Raw genomic sequence first — 18,273 nt, 5'->3', positions numbered from 1 at the left:
TCTTATTTGAGCTTGTCTCGGATAATGGAGGGAATATCATTCAACTGCACTTCTTCCCAGGCTTTCACATAAGTTCTCTTTGTATCAACTTTTAAATATGCTCCCTCACGTAATTGTTTACCGGCAGTGAAAGTAATCTTTATTTTCTTGCCATCTTCATTAATTCCGTCTAAGGTATACTCGTATGTTTTTTGATCAATCGTTTTTCCATTTTGATCAATCTTTACAAAAACATCCTTTTGATGAATAAAAGGGTTTAACATATCCGCAAGCTCGTTTTTAACCAAAAGAGATATAAACAATATTATAATAACTGCTACAAACAGCGTTCCAATTGCTAACTTTAATGCTTTCATAGTAGAATTCCTCCTTATTTTCTTCTTTCTTACATTTTATAGGAAATAAGAAGTAGTAGCCTTCGATTAGAGTTACAAATTAAACGAAGAAGTTACGATATTGTCACTTTCTACGTAAGTACGAGGTTGCTGTGATTTTAAACAGTGACCTCTTTGTTTTCAAACATTTTGACATTCAATTTATCGGACAGTTAAGCGGTAGGAGATAGGAGAATTGGTTGATGTATATATTTGTAAATTACCTGCAAAGAGGGATAGAGAGACTCTAAACAGTTTGCTTTCTTATTTATCAGCGGAAAGGCAAAATCGAGTGAAAAAATTCATGAAGATTGATGATTCGTACAGCTCATTAATAGGAAATCTGATGGTACGTATTCTTCTTAAAGAACGATACGGTTCAAGTATTGAGGAAATAGAAGTGTGTATAAATACATATGGTAAACCTTTTTTATGTGGGTAGCCTTCTTTTTACTACAATATTTCCCATTCCGGTGAGTACGTGGTTTGTGCTGTTCATGATGAAGAAGTTGGTGTCGATATAGAAAAAGTAAGACCATTCGACTTGCAGCTTGCAATGGGATTATTTACAGAAGAAGAATATAGGGATTTGTTGAACGCCAAAGAGGATAGAATTCATGCTTTTTATGATATATGGACCTTGAAAGAAAGTTATATCAAAGCCATTGGTAAAGGACTGTCGTGTCCCTTAAATTTTTTTAATGTAAAGAAACATAACCTTGACTCTATTCTATTAACGGATGTACTTATAGGTAAACCAATTACTGATTATATTTGCAAACAATATATGATCGATAGTGAATATAGCCTTTCAGTTTGTGCACATCAGGCGAATATCAATCAATTTAACCAATATCTTAATTTAGTTTCCTTTAAAGAAATATGCAGTGCTTTATGAGTTATCTAAAACTTTAATTACTTATGAATACTTTTGGGTATTAAAGCTGTTTTTACAATATCTTATCAAACAGAGAACTTACAAGTACAAGACGTTTCTAAATTATTTGAGCGTTTTTATCGAGGGGATAAGGCAAGAAAGGAAGATGGAGGGTCTGGTATTGGACTTGCTATCACTAAAAGAATTATAGAGCTTCATGGTGGAACAATTGAGGCTGATAATAAAGAAGACTGGTTAACCTTTACAATTGAATTTATCGTTAAAGTATAATGGCTTATAGGAAAACGATTTCCTGTAAGTCATTTTTTATATTTTGGTTAGTGCTGCTGTTATGATTTATTGAATGTATTTTTTGGGGGGATTCACAAATAATATATAGAGATTTTATTTGTGGGGAGTGAAAAAATTGAAACGAACTATGATGATTTTGTCAGTATGTGCTATTTTTATCTCTATATTCTATTTCACATTGATTACTTCCGCGGATAAAGGAAGAAAGTACTATGAACAAGCAGGGCAGATTGTTTGGGAAATAAATACTGAAGAAAAAATTATTGCCTTGACGTTTGATGATGGCCCTCATAAAAAATACACGCCTGAGATTTTAGAATTACTTGCCAAATACGATGCAAAAGCAACCTTTTTCATTGTAGGTGAAAATGCAGAAAAGAATCCCGGAGTCATTTTACGAATGTATGAAGATGGGCATGAATTAGCAATTCACACATATACACATCCGTTAAAAACTAATATTTCAAACTTAATGAAAGAAATAAAACAAACACATGAAACGATTTATGGTATTAGTGGCTATTCTCCCGTATTATTCAGACCTGTTGAAGGACAATACACTGATGGGATGATAGATGCAATTGTAAAGGCAGGGTATAAAGTGGTTATGTGGTCTTGGCATCAAGATACAATGGATTGGAAAAATCCTGGTGTTAATAAAATTGTAGATACTGTGTTAAAAGGTGCAAAGGAAGGAAATATAGTTCTTTTTCATGATGGAGGTGGAAATCGAGAACAAACTATTAAAGCATTGGAAAAAATCCTACCAAAACTCAAAAAAGAGGGATATAAATTTGTAACGATTTCAGAGTTACTTGAGGTGCAAAAAGCAAATGGAAAATAAAAAGACGATGCTTTTATGAGCGATGTAAACATCATAATCGAATAATTCACTGAAGTAGGTAAAATCTTAGTTCGAAATAGCATTAGGTAAAGGGAAAGGTAGGGATTAACTGTTTAGATAAACAGTTCAGAGGAAGTGGAAGCAATTCTGAATTCATCACAAACAGAGAACTCCTTACTCGACCTTGATGTTAAACCACCAAATTTAATAGTGCCATTGATGCCTATCACTTAGGTGAACTGTAATAAAAAAGAGGATGTAGAGCATTGATTAGCTGGTTTAACTGTTTTAGTTTTTCGTAAGTTAGAGCTTTTTACTCGATGCTTGTTATACAGGATATCACCATGTCCCAACCAGTATAATCATGTGTTAACAAGTAGAGAGTGAACATGTTAGTTGTTGGGAGATTAAATCCCACGGGTGCTTCTGTTCTACCCAGGATACTATCAATCTATAAATTGAATACAAATAGTGCACCAGATTACTCTGGCTGACCTTATAAAACGAAAGAGTACTTTAGTAGAAGATCTTTGAGCTGTTTAGACAGTTTTTTTCTTATTGAACAAAAGGGACAATTTAGTTGAATAATAAAAGTCTTATAAAGATAACTCGGGTATAATTCGAAAATAAGAGAGGTGATTTGATGGCTGATGTAATTGGTTATGTAGTAATTGTTTTATTTATTTTAGTTTTCACATACGGTTTAGTAATACAAGTTCAACATACTTTGACTATCCAAAAAGCTAATACATCAGATGTATCTAATTACAGAAGATTGTTATTCGGCAATTATGTAACGTCTCTTTCATTTTTTGGTTTTCTTATTTCTTATATACTAAACGTTTTAGTGGCGTTGCAAATTATCCAGTTAAATTTCATTACAAGTGATAATACAGGTTTTAGTTGTTTTGTATTTTTAGTGGTTCTTTTAATTGCTAAATTCGGTGTTATTCCTATTCCTAAAAAACGTAAACGAATCGAATTATTAAAATGATAACAGGTTAAACTATGTTTTATTAATTTTTCAAGGGTTTAGAGTGATTTAATATCAAACTTTATTCTAAATCAACATCGATGGGAAATTAAATCTGAATTAGCTAATCAGTATGCTATAGATGGTGAAATTAATCTTGGTGAAGCACTATGGTCATCGACATATATTGTTGTAACAGGTAAAAGGTATGTGTAAGAAAGACTATATAAAGCATATAAGATACATGGGGAAAAAATGCAAGGAGATTTTAAATGAAGGGTTATTATATATTATTAGTTTGTTTTATTATTGGATCTATATTTTCAATTATCCTAAGTTTCAGATGGCTAAAAAAGAAGCTGCAAGAGGGACAGGACCATCATGGACAATTAGTGGTGGAAACCCTTTGATTAATTTTTTATTAGGTATAGTAAAATGTATGTCATTCAAATTCCAAAAAATTATTGTTATTATTTTATCATTTCTAAGTTTAATATTCTTTTCTTTGTTACTCTTTTTTACATAACAAAATTGAAATGAAAATAAGCGTGTTCATTTATAATGAAGATTGATAATTTGTAATATAGCTTGATTAAGAGCATCCCACCTCTATATATTTCTTAGAGGAGAGCTGCTTTTTTATTTTGATATGTAAGTTAATTCACTATAAAGATGATGAAAAAATGTACTTAAACTAACGGGGCAGAATAGTTGAAGAACATCTAAATGAATATGTACTACAAAATCAAAGTCCTCCGGTTGATAACCTAAATTGGCTAATTGTTCTTCAATTGCTTGTCCTTAAGGTAAAAAGCTGGAGCTAATTTACTTTGGGAAGAATTCATTTTGAACATGCATTTTCAAAGTGAATTCTTTTTCTTTTCCAATGATTATGGATACAGTTGATCTCTTAGTGATATTGAAACCCTTTTCATGTTAGTTTTTCTAACATAATTTCTATTTATTCTGAAAATTCTGTTGACAAGGGGTGAAAACAAGGTAAAATAAAGAATATAAATAACATGTTAAGTTTTCTTACATATAAATAACAAGAAAACTAACATAAAGAAAAGGGGAGTATGAGGATGGATGTTATGTATTTGATGAACAGCCTGTGGACGATGCTAGGTGCAATTTTAGTAATCTTTATGATTGGTGGATTTATCTTGCTTGAGGCTGGTTCAACAAGAATGAAAAACGCAGGTCACGTTGCAGGAAAAACAGTCTTTACTTTTGGTTTAGCATCATTAGTTTTTTGGGCAGTAGGTTATGGGTTTATCTTTGGCAGTGATGCAAATTTCTTTGTCGGTATGTCAGATTTCTTTTATTCAGGAGAATTAGTGAAAGATTCAGGGCTTGCTACAACTGTATTTTTCGTCTTCCAACTAGCATTTGCAGGTATATCAGTTACAATCGCACTTGGTGGATTTGCAGAACGTGCGAAGTTCTCCGCATACGTCATCTTCACGATTCTATTCGGAGTATTAGTTTATCCCGTCATTGCACATTGGATTTGGGGGGGCGGCTGGTTAGCTGAACATGGAAAACAAGATTTTGCGGGATCAACAGTTGTCCATTTAACAGGTGCAATGGCAGCTCTGGCAGCGACTATCTTACTGAAACCAAGAATTGGAAAATACAATAAAGATGGTTCGGCGAATAATCTTGCTGGTCATAATCAAGTGTATACTGCTTTAGCTGTATTAATCTTGTGGGTTGGTTGGTTTGGATTTAACGCTGGTAGTACTGTATCAGTTGATGGTGCCTTCTTCGGATTTGTTGCTTTAAATACAAATCTTGCTGCAGCAGCAGGTGCGGTCGCAGCGACTTTAATTTCGTGGGTAGTGTTAGGTAAACCTGATATTACAACTATTTTAAATGGTGCGCTAGCAGGGTTAGTAGCAATTACAGCATCTTGCGCGTTTGTAGATGTTTGGGCATCTGTAGTCATTGGGTTCGTAGCTGGTATCATAGTATTTTATAGTACTAGATTTTTTGAAAAGAAAAAAATTGATGATCCAATCTTCGCATTATCCGTACACGGAACAGCAGGTATATGGGGTACCTTATCGACTGGACTATTTGCTACACCTGAACTTGCAACAGTAGGAAAACCAGGTTTACTTTATGGCGGTGGTTTTGAACAGTTAGGTGTACAGTTAATGGGAGTTGCAACATCTGGTGCCTATGCATTTGCTGTATCGTTTGTCATCTTATATATCATGAAAAAAGTGATGGGTGGTATTCGGGTTAGCGAGGAAGAGGAAATCATGGGACTTGATATGAGTGAACATGGTAACTATGGGTATCCTGAGCAAATGGTTTTAGAAGAGTCAAATCTACGTCCAGTAGTAGAAACTAAGTAACGTTAATATGGTAAAAGCCCCTTATAAGGGGCTTTTAGTGTAAAAAGGGAAGTGTTGCTGTGGAAACAGAAGTTAAAACGTATGAATCTATAAAGGAATGGAAGGATAAAAATATTCCCTCTTTTCTAGATGATACGGCTTCTTTGAATAAATTTCATGATCTAGTGATGTGCAAAGTATTTGATTTAGCTATCAGTCGCGTGAACAAGGGTGCCCCTCCGTGTAAGTTCTCATGGTTTATAACAGGGAGTGGCGGTAGATGTGAGCAAGGAGTCATCAGTGATCAAGATCACGGTTTGATATATGAAACATCGAATGTTGAAAATGATATCTATTTTAAGAAACTCGGTGAAGAAGTATCTTATGGTCTATTCATCGTTGGTTACCCATATTGTCAAGGCAATGTCATGAGCTCAAATTCACTTTGGTGTAAGTCATTGCATGATTGGAAGGAGCAGCTTCTAAAATGGATGGAAGGCGAAAGCTGGGATGCCATTCGTTACTTGCAAATATTTTATGATGCAAGGGTTTTAACAGGGAGCAATTCATATGTAGAAGCGTTGAAAATGGTTATTTATCAATATCAATTAAAACATCAGACAGTGTTAAAGCGTTTTATGGAGAATGTCACGCATATAAAGAATGTCATTGGTCCACTTGGTCAAATTTTAGTAGAGCAACATGGCTTGTACCAAGGTAGTGTAAATCTAAAATATGCAGCGTTTTTACCTTATGTGAATGCCGTTCGAGTATTGTCCATAAAAGAAGGCATTTATGAAACTTCTACCCTAGAAAGAATGAAATGCTTGAAGGAAACAAAGGAATATTCAAAGGCATTAAAGGGGTGCGAAGACAATTTCTTAACGTTATTAAGATATCGTCTGACATTATTTCAAGTGGAATCCTATACTGATACACATTTCTTGAATATAGAAAGACTTCAAAAAGAACAACGTAAAGATATAAAAAGAATTCTAAAAGATGGTAAGAAGCTTCATGATTATGTGATAGCTCTTATTGAAACGGGTGTTAACAATGGTCTTTGAACCGTTTATCCAACTATTAAGAGGAATTCAAGGTAAAAGAAATACTGGTAGAATAGGTGATATTCAAAACTCACAGCAAATGGCTTATTTAAGGCATTTGCAAAAAGAAGTGAATCAAGAAAAAGCGTTAAATACGCCATTGCAGGAACTAAATGTAGTAGTTTTCGATATTGAAACAACAGGCTTTTTTCCTGAAAAAGGGGACGGAATACTCTCGATTGGTGCAATTAAAATGAGTGGAAAAACGATTATAAAAGAAGAGGAATTTTACTCGCTTGTTCATTTTGATCAGAACATTCCCCAGGAAATTATTCAGCTAACTGGTATAACAAATGAGCAATTAAGAGAAGCGCCAAGTTTATCTGAAGTCCTTATCCAGTTTTTGCAATTTAAAGGGGATAGTACGCTTGTAGCACATCATGCCAATCATGAAAGACATTTTATGCAACATGCCAGTTCAAAGCTATTCCGTACCCCTTTTAAGCACCGAATTGTAGATACTTTCTTCCTATATAAAATAGTTGATCTAAAATCAAATAATGTGAAACTAGAGGATTTATGTAAGCAAAATGGTATTTCCGTAGTTAATCGTCATCATGCATTAGGAGATGCAAAATTAACTGCTGAACTGTGGAGCTTATATGTAGCGAAAGCTCAGCAATTGGGTTGTGGAACATTAAATGATGTTTATGAGCGTTTTGCGAGAATATAAAAAAATGATAATAATGAAGCAATGAAAATTACTATAAATTATCTCGATATAATAATATTATTTTATGGATTTTAATGGAAAATAGAAAGATTTGATTGGGATATCAATTATTAAGTTTTAAATATATGATACATCTTGTAAATGGAAGTATTTCTATAACGCTAAAGTTCTTAATGGGGTGTCAATGAGTCTTAATAGGACTTATTAGACACCCCTTTTTAAGTAGTAGAACCTAAACGAAAAATCTAAGAAAATAGTGTTTGATGTTATGTGTAGATTTTTTTTGCTAAATTATTTAAATTTCCATAAATAAGGTAATTTCAATCAAATCTAGTACAAAAAATGAAAATATTTTAATGTTAAATTGTTAAATGTGAAAATTATATTGAAAAAAGAAATGAATATGTGGTATTTTTATATAATATCAATTAGACAACTTGTTATACAAGATGTTCGATAGATATATAAGTTGTCTATATTTACTTGAAAAGTAAGCGCATTCAGATTTCTAAAGAAATAGAGTACTTTATGTATAAACGACTTTATAAAACATTTTCAAAGGAGACTTATTTGATGAGTACAAATCACAAAGAAACACCACACATTAAGCCTAATGGAGTAGAAATTGCAGAGACAATTCTATTACCAGGAGATCCATTACGAGCTAAATTTATTGCAGATAATTTTTTAGAAGATGTTGTGCAGTTCAATGAAGTGCGTGGCATGCTTGGATATACAGGTACTTTTAAAGGACAAAAAATTTCTGTAATGGGTACAGGTATGGGAGCAGCTAGCATGGGGATCTATTCATGGGAATTAATTAACGTATTCGGCGTTAAAAACTTAATCCGTATTGGATCAGCTGGCTCAATTCAAGATGACCTGAATTTGTATGATATCGTGTTTGCAATGGGATCTGCGACAGATTCTAATTACGCACACCAATTTAATCTACCAGGTCATTACTCAATTACTGCATCATATGAATTACTTGAGAAAGCTAAAAAAGTAGCTGATGAAAAAGGATATCCTGTTCGCGTAGGGAATGTTCTTTCAAGTGATGTCTTCTACAATGCTGATCCAACAGCAATGGAAAGATGGAGTAAAATGGGCATTTTATGCGCGGAAATGGAGTCTGCTGCACTTTACATGAATGCTGCGCAAGCAGGTGTAAATGCTCTTTGTATCATAACAATTAGTGACCATATCTTTAAACATGAGCAAACAACTCAATTAGAAAGACAAACAGCATTTACTAAAATGATGGAAATTGCATTAGAGCTAGCTTAATTACTATTTAAGTGGAATAAAGCGAATGTAAATTAGAGGAAGCAGTTAAATGATAACATTTAACTGCTTCTCAATGTAGCCTTCGATTTCATGTCAAATGACATGTTATATATTGAATTAAATTAAATTTTCTTAAGACAGGGAGCCATAGAATGGTCGCAATAAGTGAAAAATCATCAGCATCACAAAACCATAATGTAAAAAAGGCAGTACCTATAATTTTACTTTTCTTTGTTTTCGCATTGACTATTGATAATTCGTTTAAATTAGTTTCAGTAGCAATAGCAGATGACCTTGGAATTTCAGTAACAACGGTTAGCTGGCAAGCTACACTTGCAGGTCTTGTAATTGGTATTGGAGCAGTTGTATATGCCTCATTAGCTGATTCGATTAATATCAGAACGCTTTTAATCGCTGGTGTTATTATGATTTGTGCTGGTTCTGTGATGGGTTACGTTTTTAAAGATTCGTATGCGATGATTCTATTTTCGAGAATTATTCAAACAGCTGGTTTAGCATCTGCTGAAACATTATATGTGATTTACGTTACAAAGCACTTGCCAAAAGCTGAACAGAAAAAGTTTTTAGGGTTTAGTACAAGTAGTTATTCTTTGTCACTTGTAATTGGTTCTGTAACAGGAGGGTTTGTTTCAACATATTTACATTGGACGACTCTATTTATAATTCCTTTAGTAACAATAGCTCTTGTTCCATTTATCATGAAATATCTACCGAAAGAAAAGTCTACAAAAAGCTATGTTGATGTAATTGGTTTATTTTTAATTGCAGCAATTGCTACTTCGGTTATTCTCTTTATTTCAGACTTTAATTGGCTATATCTAATTGGTTTTATTATTGCTATGACGTTATTCTTAGTGTATATAAGTAAAAGTCCTAAAGCTCTAATTGATATAACTTTCTTCAAAAACAAGAATTTTATTAGAACTTTATCAGTTGCATTTGTAATTTATACAGTTCAATTAGGCTATATTTTTACTTTCCCATTTATCCTTGAAGGGGTATACGGTTTAAAACTAGATGTTATCTCATTATTATTAATCCCTGGGTACATTGCAGCAATTATTGTTGGTATGCTTTCTGGGAAAATTGCAAAATATTTAAGCAGTAAACAAGCAATCACTATAGCACTTATTGGTATTGCAGCTAGCTTATTAATTCCAGGCTTATTTGTTGGAAGTCCTGTTGTCATTTTTGTTATTTCTATGATGTTATTCTCAGCTTCATTTGCATTCATGTATGCACCTATGCTTGAAACATGTATTAGAACTATACCAAAAGATAAATCAGGAACAGCAATCGGTTTCTACAATTTAACATTGAATGTGGCTGCTTCTATTGGTATCACATATACTGCAGCAATGCTTGATAAAGTAGAAGTTTCAACTATCCTAATTGTTCTTTCAATTATTGCAGCTGTTAGTTTAGGATTGTTTGTGGCTTTATTGGGTAAATCAGCAAAAACGAATTAACTGAAGTTAGTTTAAGTAAATGTGTCACAGATAATAAACTGTGACACATTTTTTATATTTAGGAAATGAAAAGAATTGAAAATACATATTAAAGAAACAAATAGATGAGGATCCATTATCTAAAAATAACATAGGTGTGTGTGAAGGTGGAATTCAAAATCGCGAACATACAAAAAAGAAAAAAACCATTGTATATTACTGTATATGATCAATTATATAAACTCATCATGAATGGTACGTTCATGTTAGATAGTAAATTACCGGCGGAACCCGAACTAGCAAAAATGTTCGGGGTTAGTAGAATGACATTAAGACAGTCCCTATCTCTACTACAAGACGATGGTCTGGTTAAAAGAGTACATGGTAAAGGGAATTTCATTACGAAGATTCCAACTAATAATCAAAAAATAGGTTTAGATAAAATAGGGAACCCTCTATATAAATCTCATACGAAACTAATAGACGATGTTGAGATGAGTTTTAGAATCGATTTGGATAGTGAATATTCGCAGCAAGTATTATGTAGGAAGTCTGCAGCAGTTGTTGCATGTGAGCGCTGGTATAAAAGTGAAGGGGAAGTTGTGGCGTATTCTTTTACGAATATGGCGATTGAAGCAGTAGCTGAATTGAATTTAGATTTACAAGATAGTGATCAATTATTAGAAATGCTTGAAACCGGAATTTATGAGCTTGCAAATAGATCAACAATTGATATAAAGCGTTCAACTTCTGTTAATTCTTCATCACAGAAACATAAAGTAGTTGGTGGAGAAGACTGTGATTTATTGTTAGAGAGTGTTTTTATTTATGAGGAATACCCATTAGTTTACAATAAATACTATATACCTAGAGTGTATAGTTGCTTAAAAGTAAATGCGGTGAAGTAGAAGTTTTGAAATAACTAGAAGGTTTCAATAAGACGTTTTAACATAGTTTTAACTTTTGAGATAGTTTTTCTCACAGAAAAGTACAAGCATGAGAAAAGACTCCTCAGTGTACATATTTATCCTACAACACTTAAGTAATACTTAGTTAAATATTTTTAATAAACAGCTTATATATACATATTAAGATGAACCTCTCTATAAAAAAAGAAAGAATATTTAAAAGCGTGAGTCCACAATAGTCGTTTCTCAACGAACTGTTGGATCGCGCTTTTTATTATGAATACATTAAGGGGATAATTTTTTTATGAAGTATTTATTAGTAATTTAATCTATTTTTTAGTTATTATTAGTGATAATATACCTATTAGGAGTTGATGGAATGAAAAAAGTTATTGTCTACCTTACAAGCATTTTACTTGTAGTTTCTATTTTTACATTTAGTACTACAAGTAACAACAGGGCTTTAGCAAAATCGTATTCTGCAGTGGATCGCGATTTAAAAACATTGAAACTACAAACAAGTAATGGATTTGATGGCTACCGCTTTACAGTAAAGTACCCCGGGAAAAGTACAAAAAATGTGAGTACTTTATTTAAAGATACTGAAATTGATAAAGCTGTGGTAAAGGTGATGAATCGGGCAAATCAACCGACATTAATCTTTTGCATATATGAACATCATGGATGGCCATATGTAGAAAAAATATATGCGATTAAAAACGGAAAGTTCACTAAAGTAAAAATCAGTGGAGAAGTTGGGGCTCAAACTGTGCGTTACGTGTCCAATAACAAACTTATTACTACATACTATAATCGCTTCCTTGATATAGAATACACCTATATTTCAAAGTACAATCGTAAAACAAATACGTTGAAAACTGTGTATTAGAAAAAAGATTGTAAGATTGTCTAACTATAACAGAATAAAACTCAGATGTATTTTGTGGTAAAGAACTATATCTATAAAAGTACTCACAAATGTTATTTTTATATAACAATCGTGGGTGCCTTTTTTTGTATCACTTACTATAGTGGCCAAGTTAAGATTAGTCCAGCATGGCTTTAAAGGACATGATTCTTATTAGGATATGATGAACTTAGGTAAATTAACACGAAACATTTGTTTGTTTATCAAAAAAACACTATTATATATATAATAATGACTATGATTAGTGTAATGTAAAAGGGCACACATTTAAATAGAATTAAGGAGAATAACAAGCATGACAGGAAATACTCACATCTTAGGCGGCATTACAGCAGGTCTTGCTTTTGCACAAATCTCAAATTACGATCCATTAATACTTATTGGTTCAAGTGTTGTTGGGGCGTTGATTCCAGATATTTGTCACAGTGGCAGTAAAATAGGAAGGACGTTCCGTATCACATCAAAAATCGTCAATAAGATATTTGGGCATCGATCGTTCACACATAGTTTACTATTTTTATTATTAATGTCCTTTGTAATGAATACATATATTTCGAATGAATCCATCACAGCAGGTGTATTACTAGGAATGGTCAGCCATTATATCCTTGATATGGCTACAAAAAATGGCATTAAGTTATTCTTCCCACTAAAAATTACAGTGCGATTCCCGCTTACAACTCGGACAGGAAGTAAGGTGGAGAATATAGTTGCTACTGTATTAACAATTATTAGCGTGTATTTCGCATTTGAAACTATTGTTCATTTACTCTGAAACAGAGATTTCCTCTTAAGTCGTTAATGACTTAAGAGGATTTTTTAATATGAGTTTAATTATTAATCTCGATTACATTAATGTCATGACCCATCGGTTACCTAGCTTTTATCATTCTCATATATTCTTGAATGTTCATCCTTTAATGCAATACCTACTGTATAGTTATAGCAATACAGCAATGACTAGATTAATATATTTAATTATTTTTTCATTTTTTAACCAAAAGTGAAACTTAAAATTTATGAGCATTGTCTAACACATATCAAGGGGGAGAGCTGATGGAGAAAGAAGAGCGCAATAGGCAGCTGCAGCTAGCCATGGATTTGTACGGGAAGTATCTCGTAAGGCTTGCTTATACGTATGTGAAAGACGAATCAAAAGCTGAAGATCTCGTGCAAGAAGCATTTATACAATATTACATACATCTTGAAGATTTTGAAGCAAAATCTAGTGTAAAAACATACTTATATCGAATTACAGTGAATATTTGTCACAATTATTTAAAAAGTTGGTCGTATCGCAAGCTTGAATGGACGGAAACAATTTCAAAATTGCTACCCACAAGTGATGGTCCTGAACAGAGAGCTATTATGAAAGAAATGAGTAGTGAAGTAAGTGCATTACTTTCAAAGTTAACCCCAAAATATAGAGAAGTGCTTTGGCTGTATTATTTAGAGGGATTTTCGATACAAGAAGTTGGTAGAATTTTAGAATGCTCTGAGAATACAGTAAAGACCAGGTTAGCGAGGGGAAGACGTTTAGCTAAAACAACATTTGAGGAGGTAGTGCTAGATGAAAATTGAATGGAAAAGCATATTAGATCAAATAGTCCCTAAACATGTCACTTTAAGTAAAGAAAAACAGCAAACAATCCTTGAAAAAGCAGAAGCACGTCTTGAACAACAAAAGAAACCTAAACGTAAATGGCAACCCGTTCTAGTTGGAGTTGCACTCGCCGTTATTGGGTGTTTGTTCGCGGTAATTTACTTAAACGAACAGGTAATTAGACAAGAAAAAAATGCAGATGTGATGTATGAAAAAGCAATTTTACCTTATGAATATCCAAATTTAATAGATGCTCAATATGATTATTCAACTCATTCACTAATTACACTTAGTTCAAATCGAAAAAAGGTTTTAAAGTATGATTTAAACATGCATTTTGAGGAAGATTTAATAAAATCTACAGCAGTTCCTATACAAGATATTGCATTCAATGAACAATGGTTGGTGTATGCTACTGTTTCGTCAATTTATGTACAAAATCGATATTCAAATGAAACGTATAAATTAAATCAGCAATTTGTTGGTGACTTACAAATTTCCGGTAATAAAATTTCATTCTTAGATGCTTCATCAGATAAAGTGAATTTCCGAATGATAAATCTCGAAACGAAAAAGATTACGAAAATACCTATTAATTTAGAAAGCTCAAATAGTCGTTCAGTGTTAAATGATCAATATTTTATTGCTGCAAATAAAATCAAAGATCAGCAAGCTATTTACATTTACGATATTGGAAATCAAGAAGTGAAAGTGTTTAATGTAGAGGCAGATCTTGTACAAAGGCTATCTTATGCTAACGATTCAGTATTTTTTATCGGAGATGATGTGCTACAACAGATGAATCTTAATACTGGTAAAATTTCGCCTATTCAAACAAACGACTTTAGTGACTTCGGCATTTATCAAAATCATATTGCATTGACAGAAGGAGATACGGTAAAGCTCTACACTTTAGCTGATTCCAGTCTTACGGATACCCATGCATTCGATAATATCCCTGATAGACTTGTAGTTCCAAGGTTTTCGCCAGAAGGTGTACTTGTTGTTAATTCAGAAGATGAGGATCATTCCATTTACACACTTGATGTCAATGCGAAAAAAATTCATTATGTTGGTGAGAGTAAAAACTGGAAAGCAACATTTGAATATACTTCCTCGGAGCATTGGGGAGAGGGTACGGGTAAAATAGATTACAAAAATGATGATAAAAGCAAATTAACCGTGCATTATAAAGGAAACTTAAAAGAATTAGCTCTAAGCAAGAAGATACACATTTCATATGCTGTAGCTGGGGAAAAAAGTTCTCTCAATCAAGAATTAAATGAATCTATTGTTCAACGTGAATATACCTTAACTAGTGCTTCTATAGGCGGTTTGCTTATCCGTGAAGAAAAGGTAATTCCGGTCACTGTAAAATGGGGAAATCATGAAGAGATAATAGAGTTGAAGTTGAAGAGAAAATAGATGTTAAGTGCAAATCGTGGTGTTCACTTTAATTAAGCAATTCTGAAAATAAAAAGGACTTGAAACTGTGCAAACGGTATAATAAATAAGCAAAAGTAAACATTAAAAAGAAATGCATTATGTTTTTATAGAATGTAAATAACAAAAAATTATAAAAATGTTTTTGGTTATTATTTCATATATGAGAATGTGAATTATTAAAAGATAAAAAAGGAGAAACCATGACAAAAAATAATGAAACAGGTTGGAACTTTGACAACAGTTATAGCCGTCTGCCGAACACTTTCTTTTCAAGCATTAATCCAACACCTGCAATTTCGCCGGAGTTGATCATTTTCAATAGCGAGTTGGCAACATCTTTAGGCTTAAATGTTCAAGAATTACAAAAAGAAGAGGGTATTGAAACACTTGCAGGAAGTCAGATTCCTGAAGGCGCTTCACCACTTGCTCAAGCTTATGCGGGCCATCAATTCGGTCATTTTAATATGTTAGGAGACGGCCGAGCAGTACTGTTAGGTGAGCACATTTCACCAAATGGGCAGAGGCTTGATGTTCAGCTTAAAGGATCAGGTAGAACTCCTTACTCCCGCGGGGGTGATGGCCGTGCAACTCTAGGACCAATGCTACGCGAATATATTATTAGCGAAGCTATGCATGCCCTTGATATCCCTACTACCCGTAGTCTTGCAGTAGTAACAATAGGTGAGTCAGTTATCCGTGAAACCGAACTACCGGGCGCAGTTTTGACTCGTGTGGCAGCTAGTCATATACGTGTTGGAACCTTTCAATATGCTGCAAATTTTTGCACTGTAGATGAACTCCAGGCACTTGCTGACTATACACTTGAGCGTCATTTCCCTAACATTGAAGCTAATGAGGACAAATATCTTTCGTTACTTCAAGAAGTGATTGAGCGTCAAGCGAAGCTTATTGCCAAATGGCAACTAGTTGGTTTTATACATGGAGTGATGAACACAGATAACATGACCATTAGCGGTGAAACTATTGATTATGGTCCTTGTGCTTTTATGGATGTCTATGACCCAGAAACCGTGTTCAGTTCCATTGACACTCAAGGACGCTACTCTTATGGTAATCAGCCATTATTAGCAGGTTGGAATTTAGCGCGCTTTGCTGAATCTCTATTGCCTCTTCTGCATGATGATTTGGAGCAGGCTATCAAAATGGCCCAAAATCAGCTATCTGGGTTTAATGAGTTGTATCAATCCAATTGGCTTGCAGGGATGAGAGCAAAGCTTGGGATATTAAATGAAGAGGACGAAGATGAAGCTCTTATTAATGGACTCTTAAGTATAATGAAGAAGTATCGTGTAGATTATACTAATACTTTTCGCGCTTTAACATTAGATGCGATGGATGAAACCGCCCTTTATGGAACTCAAGAATTCGCACAGTGGTACGAGCTTTGGCAAGCGAGGCTAAGCCGACAACAAGAATCGCAAACATCATCGAATCAGTTGATGCGAGCTAGTAATCCAGCGGTAATTCCACGTAACCATCGGGTAGAAGCTGCACTAGAAGCAGCAGTGAATCAAGGTGACTATAGTGTGATGAAGCGACTTTTAAATGTACTTTCAAATCCTTATGAGTATTCAGCAGAACAAACTGAATATGCCACGATATCTACATCAACAGTGCCATACCGTACTTATTGTGGTACTTGATAATGCAGCTTTGAAAAAAAATTGATTATTATAATGAAAATTAATTAAAATCATCTCACTTCTATGGATTTCATAGAGGTGAAATGGTTTTTTTGTTGGAAGTTTATGTTGATTTTTCTACAAAAATTATCTATACATGAAAAAAATTAATAATTTCTGTAACGAATAGCATTTTAAATCTATATATAAGTGTCACAGGTGAAAAATTGGAGAGAAGGGGGGAGGAACGTGGAGGATTTAAGTGATATATACAAATCATATGCAGATGAAGTAAAACGTTTTCTTATTTGTTTAACTTCAAATGTAGATCTAGCTGAAGAACTTACACAAGAGACCTTTTATCAGGCGGTAAAGTCTATTCATCGATACAACGGTAAATGTAAAATGTCTGTTTGGTTATGTCAGATTGCAAAACATACATATTATAACTACTTAAAAAAGGAGAAGCATTCTAATAATGATAGTGTAGAAAATATGATACAAATGGGGATGGATATGCCGTCTAATGATGAGCAGCCAGACGTCGAGATTATCAAACGGAATACACTCATTTCGATACATAAAGAAATACATCTGTTAAATGAACCTTATCGTGAAATATTTTTATTAAGAACATCCATTTCTCTCAGCTTTAAAGAGATTGGCGAGATATTTGATAAAAGTGAGAACTGGGCAAGGGTGACCTATTACCGTGCCAAATTAAAACTAGCGGAAAGGATTGATCCTTATGAATTGTAATATTATAAAAGATTTATTGCCATCCTATATTGATGAGATTTGTAGTGAAGATACTGCAAAATTAGTTGAAGGCCATGTACAGCATTGCGAAGAGTGTAGGCAGACGTTAAAAAGGCTACAGCAGCAAATGGATTATGTTCAAATGGTACCGGAAGAAGTAAAAAAAGCAATTACACCTTTTAAAAAAATAAATACAAAACGGCGTATCCAAGTTATTAAGGCTATTGTTATGACTTTTTTATTGACCTTTTTTATCACGATTGTAGGTTATTTCGTTTATCAAGATGTAGGTGTTGTTCATGATTTCTTTTCTCCAAAGGTGACCGCAGTCGTGGATTTAGAAGATGATACGCAAGAGTGGCAAAACCTAAACTTTAATGACAAAAATTATCTAATATATGATCGTGTTTTCTGGAGGAAGTCTATCGTAAATGCCGGAAGTAATGACATTGATAATGGAAATGATACTGAAAGTGATATCCTTCTTAGGGTAAAAGATGTAAATGGTAAAGTAATAGTTGATGAAATTCAAGTAAAGTCTGGAAAAAGCGTGAAATTGGATGGCTTAAAGAAAAACGAAAAGTATTTCTTTGAAATAAAAGCTCCACAAGGAAGATTTTTTATTAATGCGTTTTGACAGAGACCTAGATGCTTCCTAGGTCTTTTTTTATAACTGATAATCATAAGTAAGGGACTTCTATTTACTATCGAACAGAAAGGGGG

At 33.4% G+C, this 18,273-nt stretch carries 19 protein-coding genes; 18 read left to right on the top strand and 1 reads right to left on the bottom strand.

Going from position 1 to position 18,273, the window contains the following annotated elements; genetic code table 11:
* Nucleotides 1-2 precede the first annotated feature (2 nt).
* On the bottom strand, nucleotides 3-356 hold the full coding sequence (locus MHH85_RS11395) for a YxeA family protein (RefSeq protein WP_340707160.1): 354 nt from the start codon (nucleotides 354-356) through the stop codon (nucleotides 3-5).
* A gap of 214 nt (nucleotides 357-570) precedes the next feature.
* Here MHH85_RS11395 and MHH85_RS11390 point away from each other — a divergent pair, with 214 nt between their 5' ends.
* The 18 genes from MHH85_RS11390 (at nucleotide 571) to MHH85_RS11305 (ending at nucleotide 18,187) form a co-directional block, all read left to right on the top strand.
* Nucleotides 571-816, top strand: a complete 246-nt coding sequence (locus MHH85_RS11390; RefSeq protein WP_340707159.1) for a hypothetical protein — start codon at nucleotides 571-573, stop codon at nucleotides 814-816.
* 39 nt (nucleotides 817-855) lie between these two features.
* The gene (locus MHH85_RS11385; RefSeq protein WP_340707158.1) at nucleotides 856-1,272 is read left to right on the top strand and encodes a 4'-phosphopantetheinyl transferase family protein; all 417 of its coding nucleotides are present in this window, start codon (nucleotides 856-858) and stop codon (nucleotides 1,270-1,272) included.
* Between the two features lie 33 nt (nucleotides 1,273-1,305).
* A complete protein-coding gene (locus tag MHH85_RS11380; RefSeq protein WP_340707157.1) occupies nucleotides 1,306-1,542 on the top strand; it encodes an ATP-binding protein in 237 nt (78 codons plus the stop codon).
* A 151-nt stretch (nucleotides 1,543-1,693) separates the two neighbouring features.
* On the top strand, nucleotides 1,694-2,407 hold the full coding sequence (locus tag MHH85_RS11375; RefSeq protein ID WP_227752145.1) for a polysaccharide deacetylase family protein: 714 nt from the start codon (nucleotides 1,694-1,696) through the stop codon (nucleotides 2,405-2,407).
* 643 nt (nucleotides 2,408-3,050) lie between these two features.
* The gene (locus MHH85_RS11370; RefSeq protein ID WP_340707156.1) at nucleotides 3,051-3,401 is read left to right on the top strand and encodes a hypothetical protein; all 351 of its coding nucleotides are present in this window, start codon (nucleotides 3,051-3,053) and stop codon (nucleotides 3,399-3,401) included.
* Between the two features lie 1,064 nt (nucleotides 3,402-4,465).
* The gene (locus tag MHH85_RS11365; protein ID WP_193739337.1) at nucleotides 4,466-5,746 is read left to right on the top strand and encodes an ammonium transporter; all 1,281 of its coding nucleotides are present in this window, start codon (nucleotides 4,466-4,468) and stop codon (nucleotides 5,744-5,746) included.
* A 59-nt stretch (nucleotides 5,747-5,805) separates the two neighbouring features.
* Nucleotides 5,806-6,792, top strand: a complete 987-nt coding sequence (locus tag MHH85_RS11360) for a DUF294 nucleotidyltransferase-like domain-containing protein (protein ID WP_340707155.1) — start codon at nucleotides 5,806-5,808, stop codon at nucleotides 6,790-6,792.
* Nucleotides 6,782-7,504: an exonuclease domain-containing protein gene (locus MHH85_RS11355; RefSeq protein WP_340707154.1), complete on the top strand. Its 723-nt coding sequence runs from the start codon at nucleotides 6,782-6,784 to the stop codon at nucleotides 7,502-7,504. Before MHH85_RS11360 ends, MHH85_RS11355 begins: the two co-directional genes overlap by 11 nt.
* 573 nt (nucleotides 7,505-8,077) lie before the next feature.
* The gene (deoD, locus tag MHH85_RS11350; protein WP_340707153.1) at nucleotides 8,078-8,794 is read left to right on the top strand and encodes a purine-nucleoside phosphorylase; all 717 of its coding nucleotides are present in this window, start codon (nucleotides 8,078-8,080) and stop codon (nucleotides 8,792-8,794) included.
* A gap of 152 nt (nucleotides 8,795-8,946) precedes the next feature.
* Entirely contained in the window at nucleotides 8,947-10,284 is a 1,338-nt protein-coding gene (locus MHH85_RS11345) for an MFS transporter (protein WP_340707152.1), read from the top strand.
* A 146-nt stretch (nucleotides 10,285-10,430) separates the two neighbouring features.
* A complete protein-coding gene (locus MHH85_RS11340) occupies nucleotides 10,431-11,171 on the top strand; it encodes a GntR family transcriptional regulator (RefSeq protein WP_340707151.1) in 741 nt (246 codons plus the stop codon).
* 379 nt (nucleotides 11,172-11,550) lie between these two features.
* The gene (locus MHH85_RS11335; RefSeq protein ID WP_340707150.1) at nucleotides 11,551-12,060 is read left to right on the top strand and encodes a hypothetical protein; all 510 of its coding nucleotides are present in this window, start codon (nucleotides 11,551-11,553) and stop codon (nucleotides 12,058-12,060) included.
* Nucleotides 12,061-12,394: 334 nt separating this feature from the next.
* Nucleotides 12,395-12,874 carry a metal-dependent hydrolase gene (locus tag MHH85_RS11330; protein WP_340707149.1) on the top strand — a complete coding sequence of 160 codons (480 nt, stop codon included), beginning with the start codon at nucleotides 12,395-12,397 and terminating at the stop codon, nucleotides 12,872-12,874.
* Between the two features lie 281 nt (nucleotides 12,875-13,155).
* Nucleotides 13,156-13,680, top strand: coding sequence for a sigma-70 family RNA polymerase sigma factor (locus MHH85_RS11325; RefSeq protein WP_340707148.1), 525 nt, complete (start codon nucleotides 13,156-13,158; stop codon nucleotides 13,678-13,680).
* The gene (locus MHH85_RS11320) at nucleotides 13,670-15,127 is read left to right on the top strand and encodes a hypothetical protein (RefSeq protein WP_340707147.1); all 1,458 of its coding nucleotides are present in this window, start codon (nucleotides 13,670-13,672) and stop codon (nucleotides 15,125-15,127) included. Before MHH85_RS11325 ends, MHH85_RS11320 begins: the two co-directional genes overlap by 11 nt.
* A gap of 221 nt (nucleotides 15,128-15,348) precedes the next feature.
* Nucleotides 15,349-16,812, top strand: coding sequence for a protein adenylyltransferase SelO (locus MHH85_RS11315; protein WP_340707146.1), 1,464 nt, complete (start codon nucleotides 15,349-15,351; stop codon nucleotides 16,810-16,812).
* 228 nt (nucleotides 16,813-17,040) lie between these two features.
* Nucleotides 17,041-17,550 carry an RNA polymerase sigma factor gene (locus MHH85_RS11310; protein WP_340707145.1) on the top strand — a complete coding sequence of 170 codons (510 nt, stop codon included), beginning with the start codon at nucleotides 17,041-17,043 and terminating at the stop codon, nucleotides 17,548-17,550.
* Complete coding sequence (locus tag MHH85_RS11305) at nucleotides 17,540-18,187, top strand: anti-sigma factor family protein (RefSeq protein ID WP_340707144.1); 648 nt, start codon at nucleotides 17,540-17,542, stop codon at nucleotides 18,185-18,187. The genes MHH85_RS11310 and MHH85_RS11305 overlap by 11 nt, the downstream gene beginning before the upstream one ends.
* The last annotated feature ends 86 nt before the right edge of the window (nucleotides 18,188-18,273 follow it).

Source organism: Viridibacillus sp. FSL E2-0187, from assembly GCF_038006425.1.
Classification (GTDB): Bacteria; Bacillota; Bacilli; order Bacillales_A; family Planococcaceae; genus Viridibacillus; species Viridibacillus arvi.
Note: the sequence above shows the minus strand (reverse complement) of the source record. Positions and strands in the feature narration are given on the sequence as shown.

What these genes read in the sequence shown, in the direction of transcription:
- MHH85_RS11395 (WP_340707160.1), bottom strand. Translation starts at nt 356, where the DNA reads ATGAAAGCATTAAAGTTAGCAATTGGAACGCTGTTTGTAGCAGTTATT.
- MHH85_RS11375 (WP_227752145.1), top strand. Translation starts at nt 1,694, where the DNA reads ATGATTTTGTCAGTATGTGCTATTTTTATCTCTATATTCTATTTCACA.
- MHH85_RS11370 (WP_340707156.1), top strand. Translation starts at nt 3,051, where the DNA reads ATGGCTGATGTAATTGGTTATGTAGTAATTGTTTTATTTATTTTAGTT.
- MHH85_RS11365 (WP_193739337.1), top strand. Translation starts at nt 4,466, where the DNA reads ATGGATGTTATGTATTTGATGAACAGCCTGTGGACGATGCTAGGTGCA.
- MHH85_RS11355 (WP_340707154.1), top strand. Translation starts at nt 6,782, where the DNA reads ATGGTCTTTGAACCGTTTATCCAACTATTAAGAGGAATTCAAGGTAAA.
- deoD (WP_340707153.1), top strand. Translation starts at nt 8,078, where the DNA reads ATGAGTACAAATCACAAAGAAACACCACACATTAAGCCTAATGGAGTA.
- MHH85_RS11345 (WP_340707152.1), top strand. Translation starts at nt 8,947, where the DNA reads ATGGTCGCAATAAGTGAAAAATCATCAGCATCACAAAACCATAATGTA.
- MHH85_RS11335 (WP_340707150.1), top strand. Translation starts at nt 11,551, where the DNA reads ATGAAAAAAGTTATTGTCTACCTTACAAGCATTTTACTTGTAGTTTCT.
- MHH85_RS11330 (WP_340707149.1), top strand. Translation starts at nt 12,395, where the DNA reads ATGACAGGAAATACTCACATCTTAGGCGGCATTACAGCAGGTCTTGCT.
- MHH85_RS11325 (WP_340707148.1), top strand. Translation starts at nt 13,156, where the DNA reads ATGGAGAAAGAAGAGCGCAATAGGCAGCTGCAGCTAGCCATGGATTTG.
- MHH85_RS11320 (WP_340707147.1), top strand. Translation starts at nt 13,670, where the DNA reads ATGAAAATTGAATGGAAAAGCATATTAGATCAAATAGTCCCTAAACAT.
- MHH85_RS11315 (WP_340707146.1), top strand. Translation starts at nt 15,349, where the DNA reads ATGACAAAAAATAATGAAACAGGTTGGAACTTTGACAACAGTTATAGC.
- MHH85_RS11305 (WP_340707144.1), top strand. Translation starts at nt 17,540, where the DNA reads ATGAATTGTAATATTATAAAAGATTTATTGCCATCCTATATTGATGAG.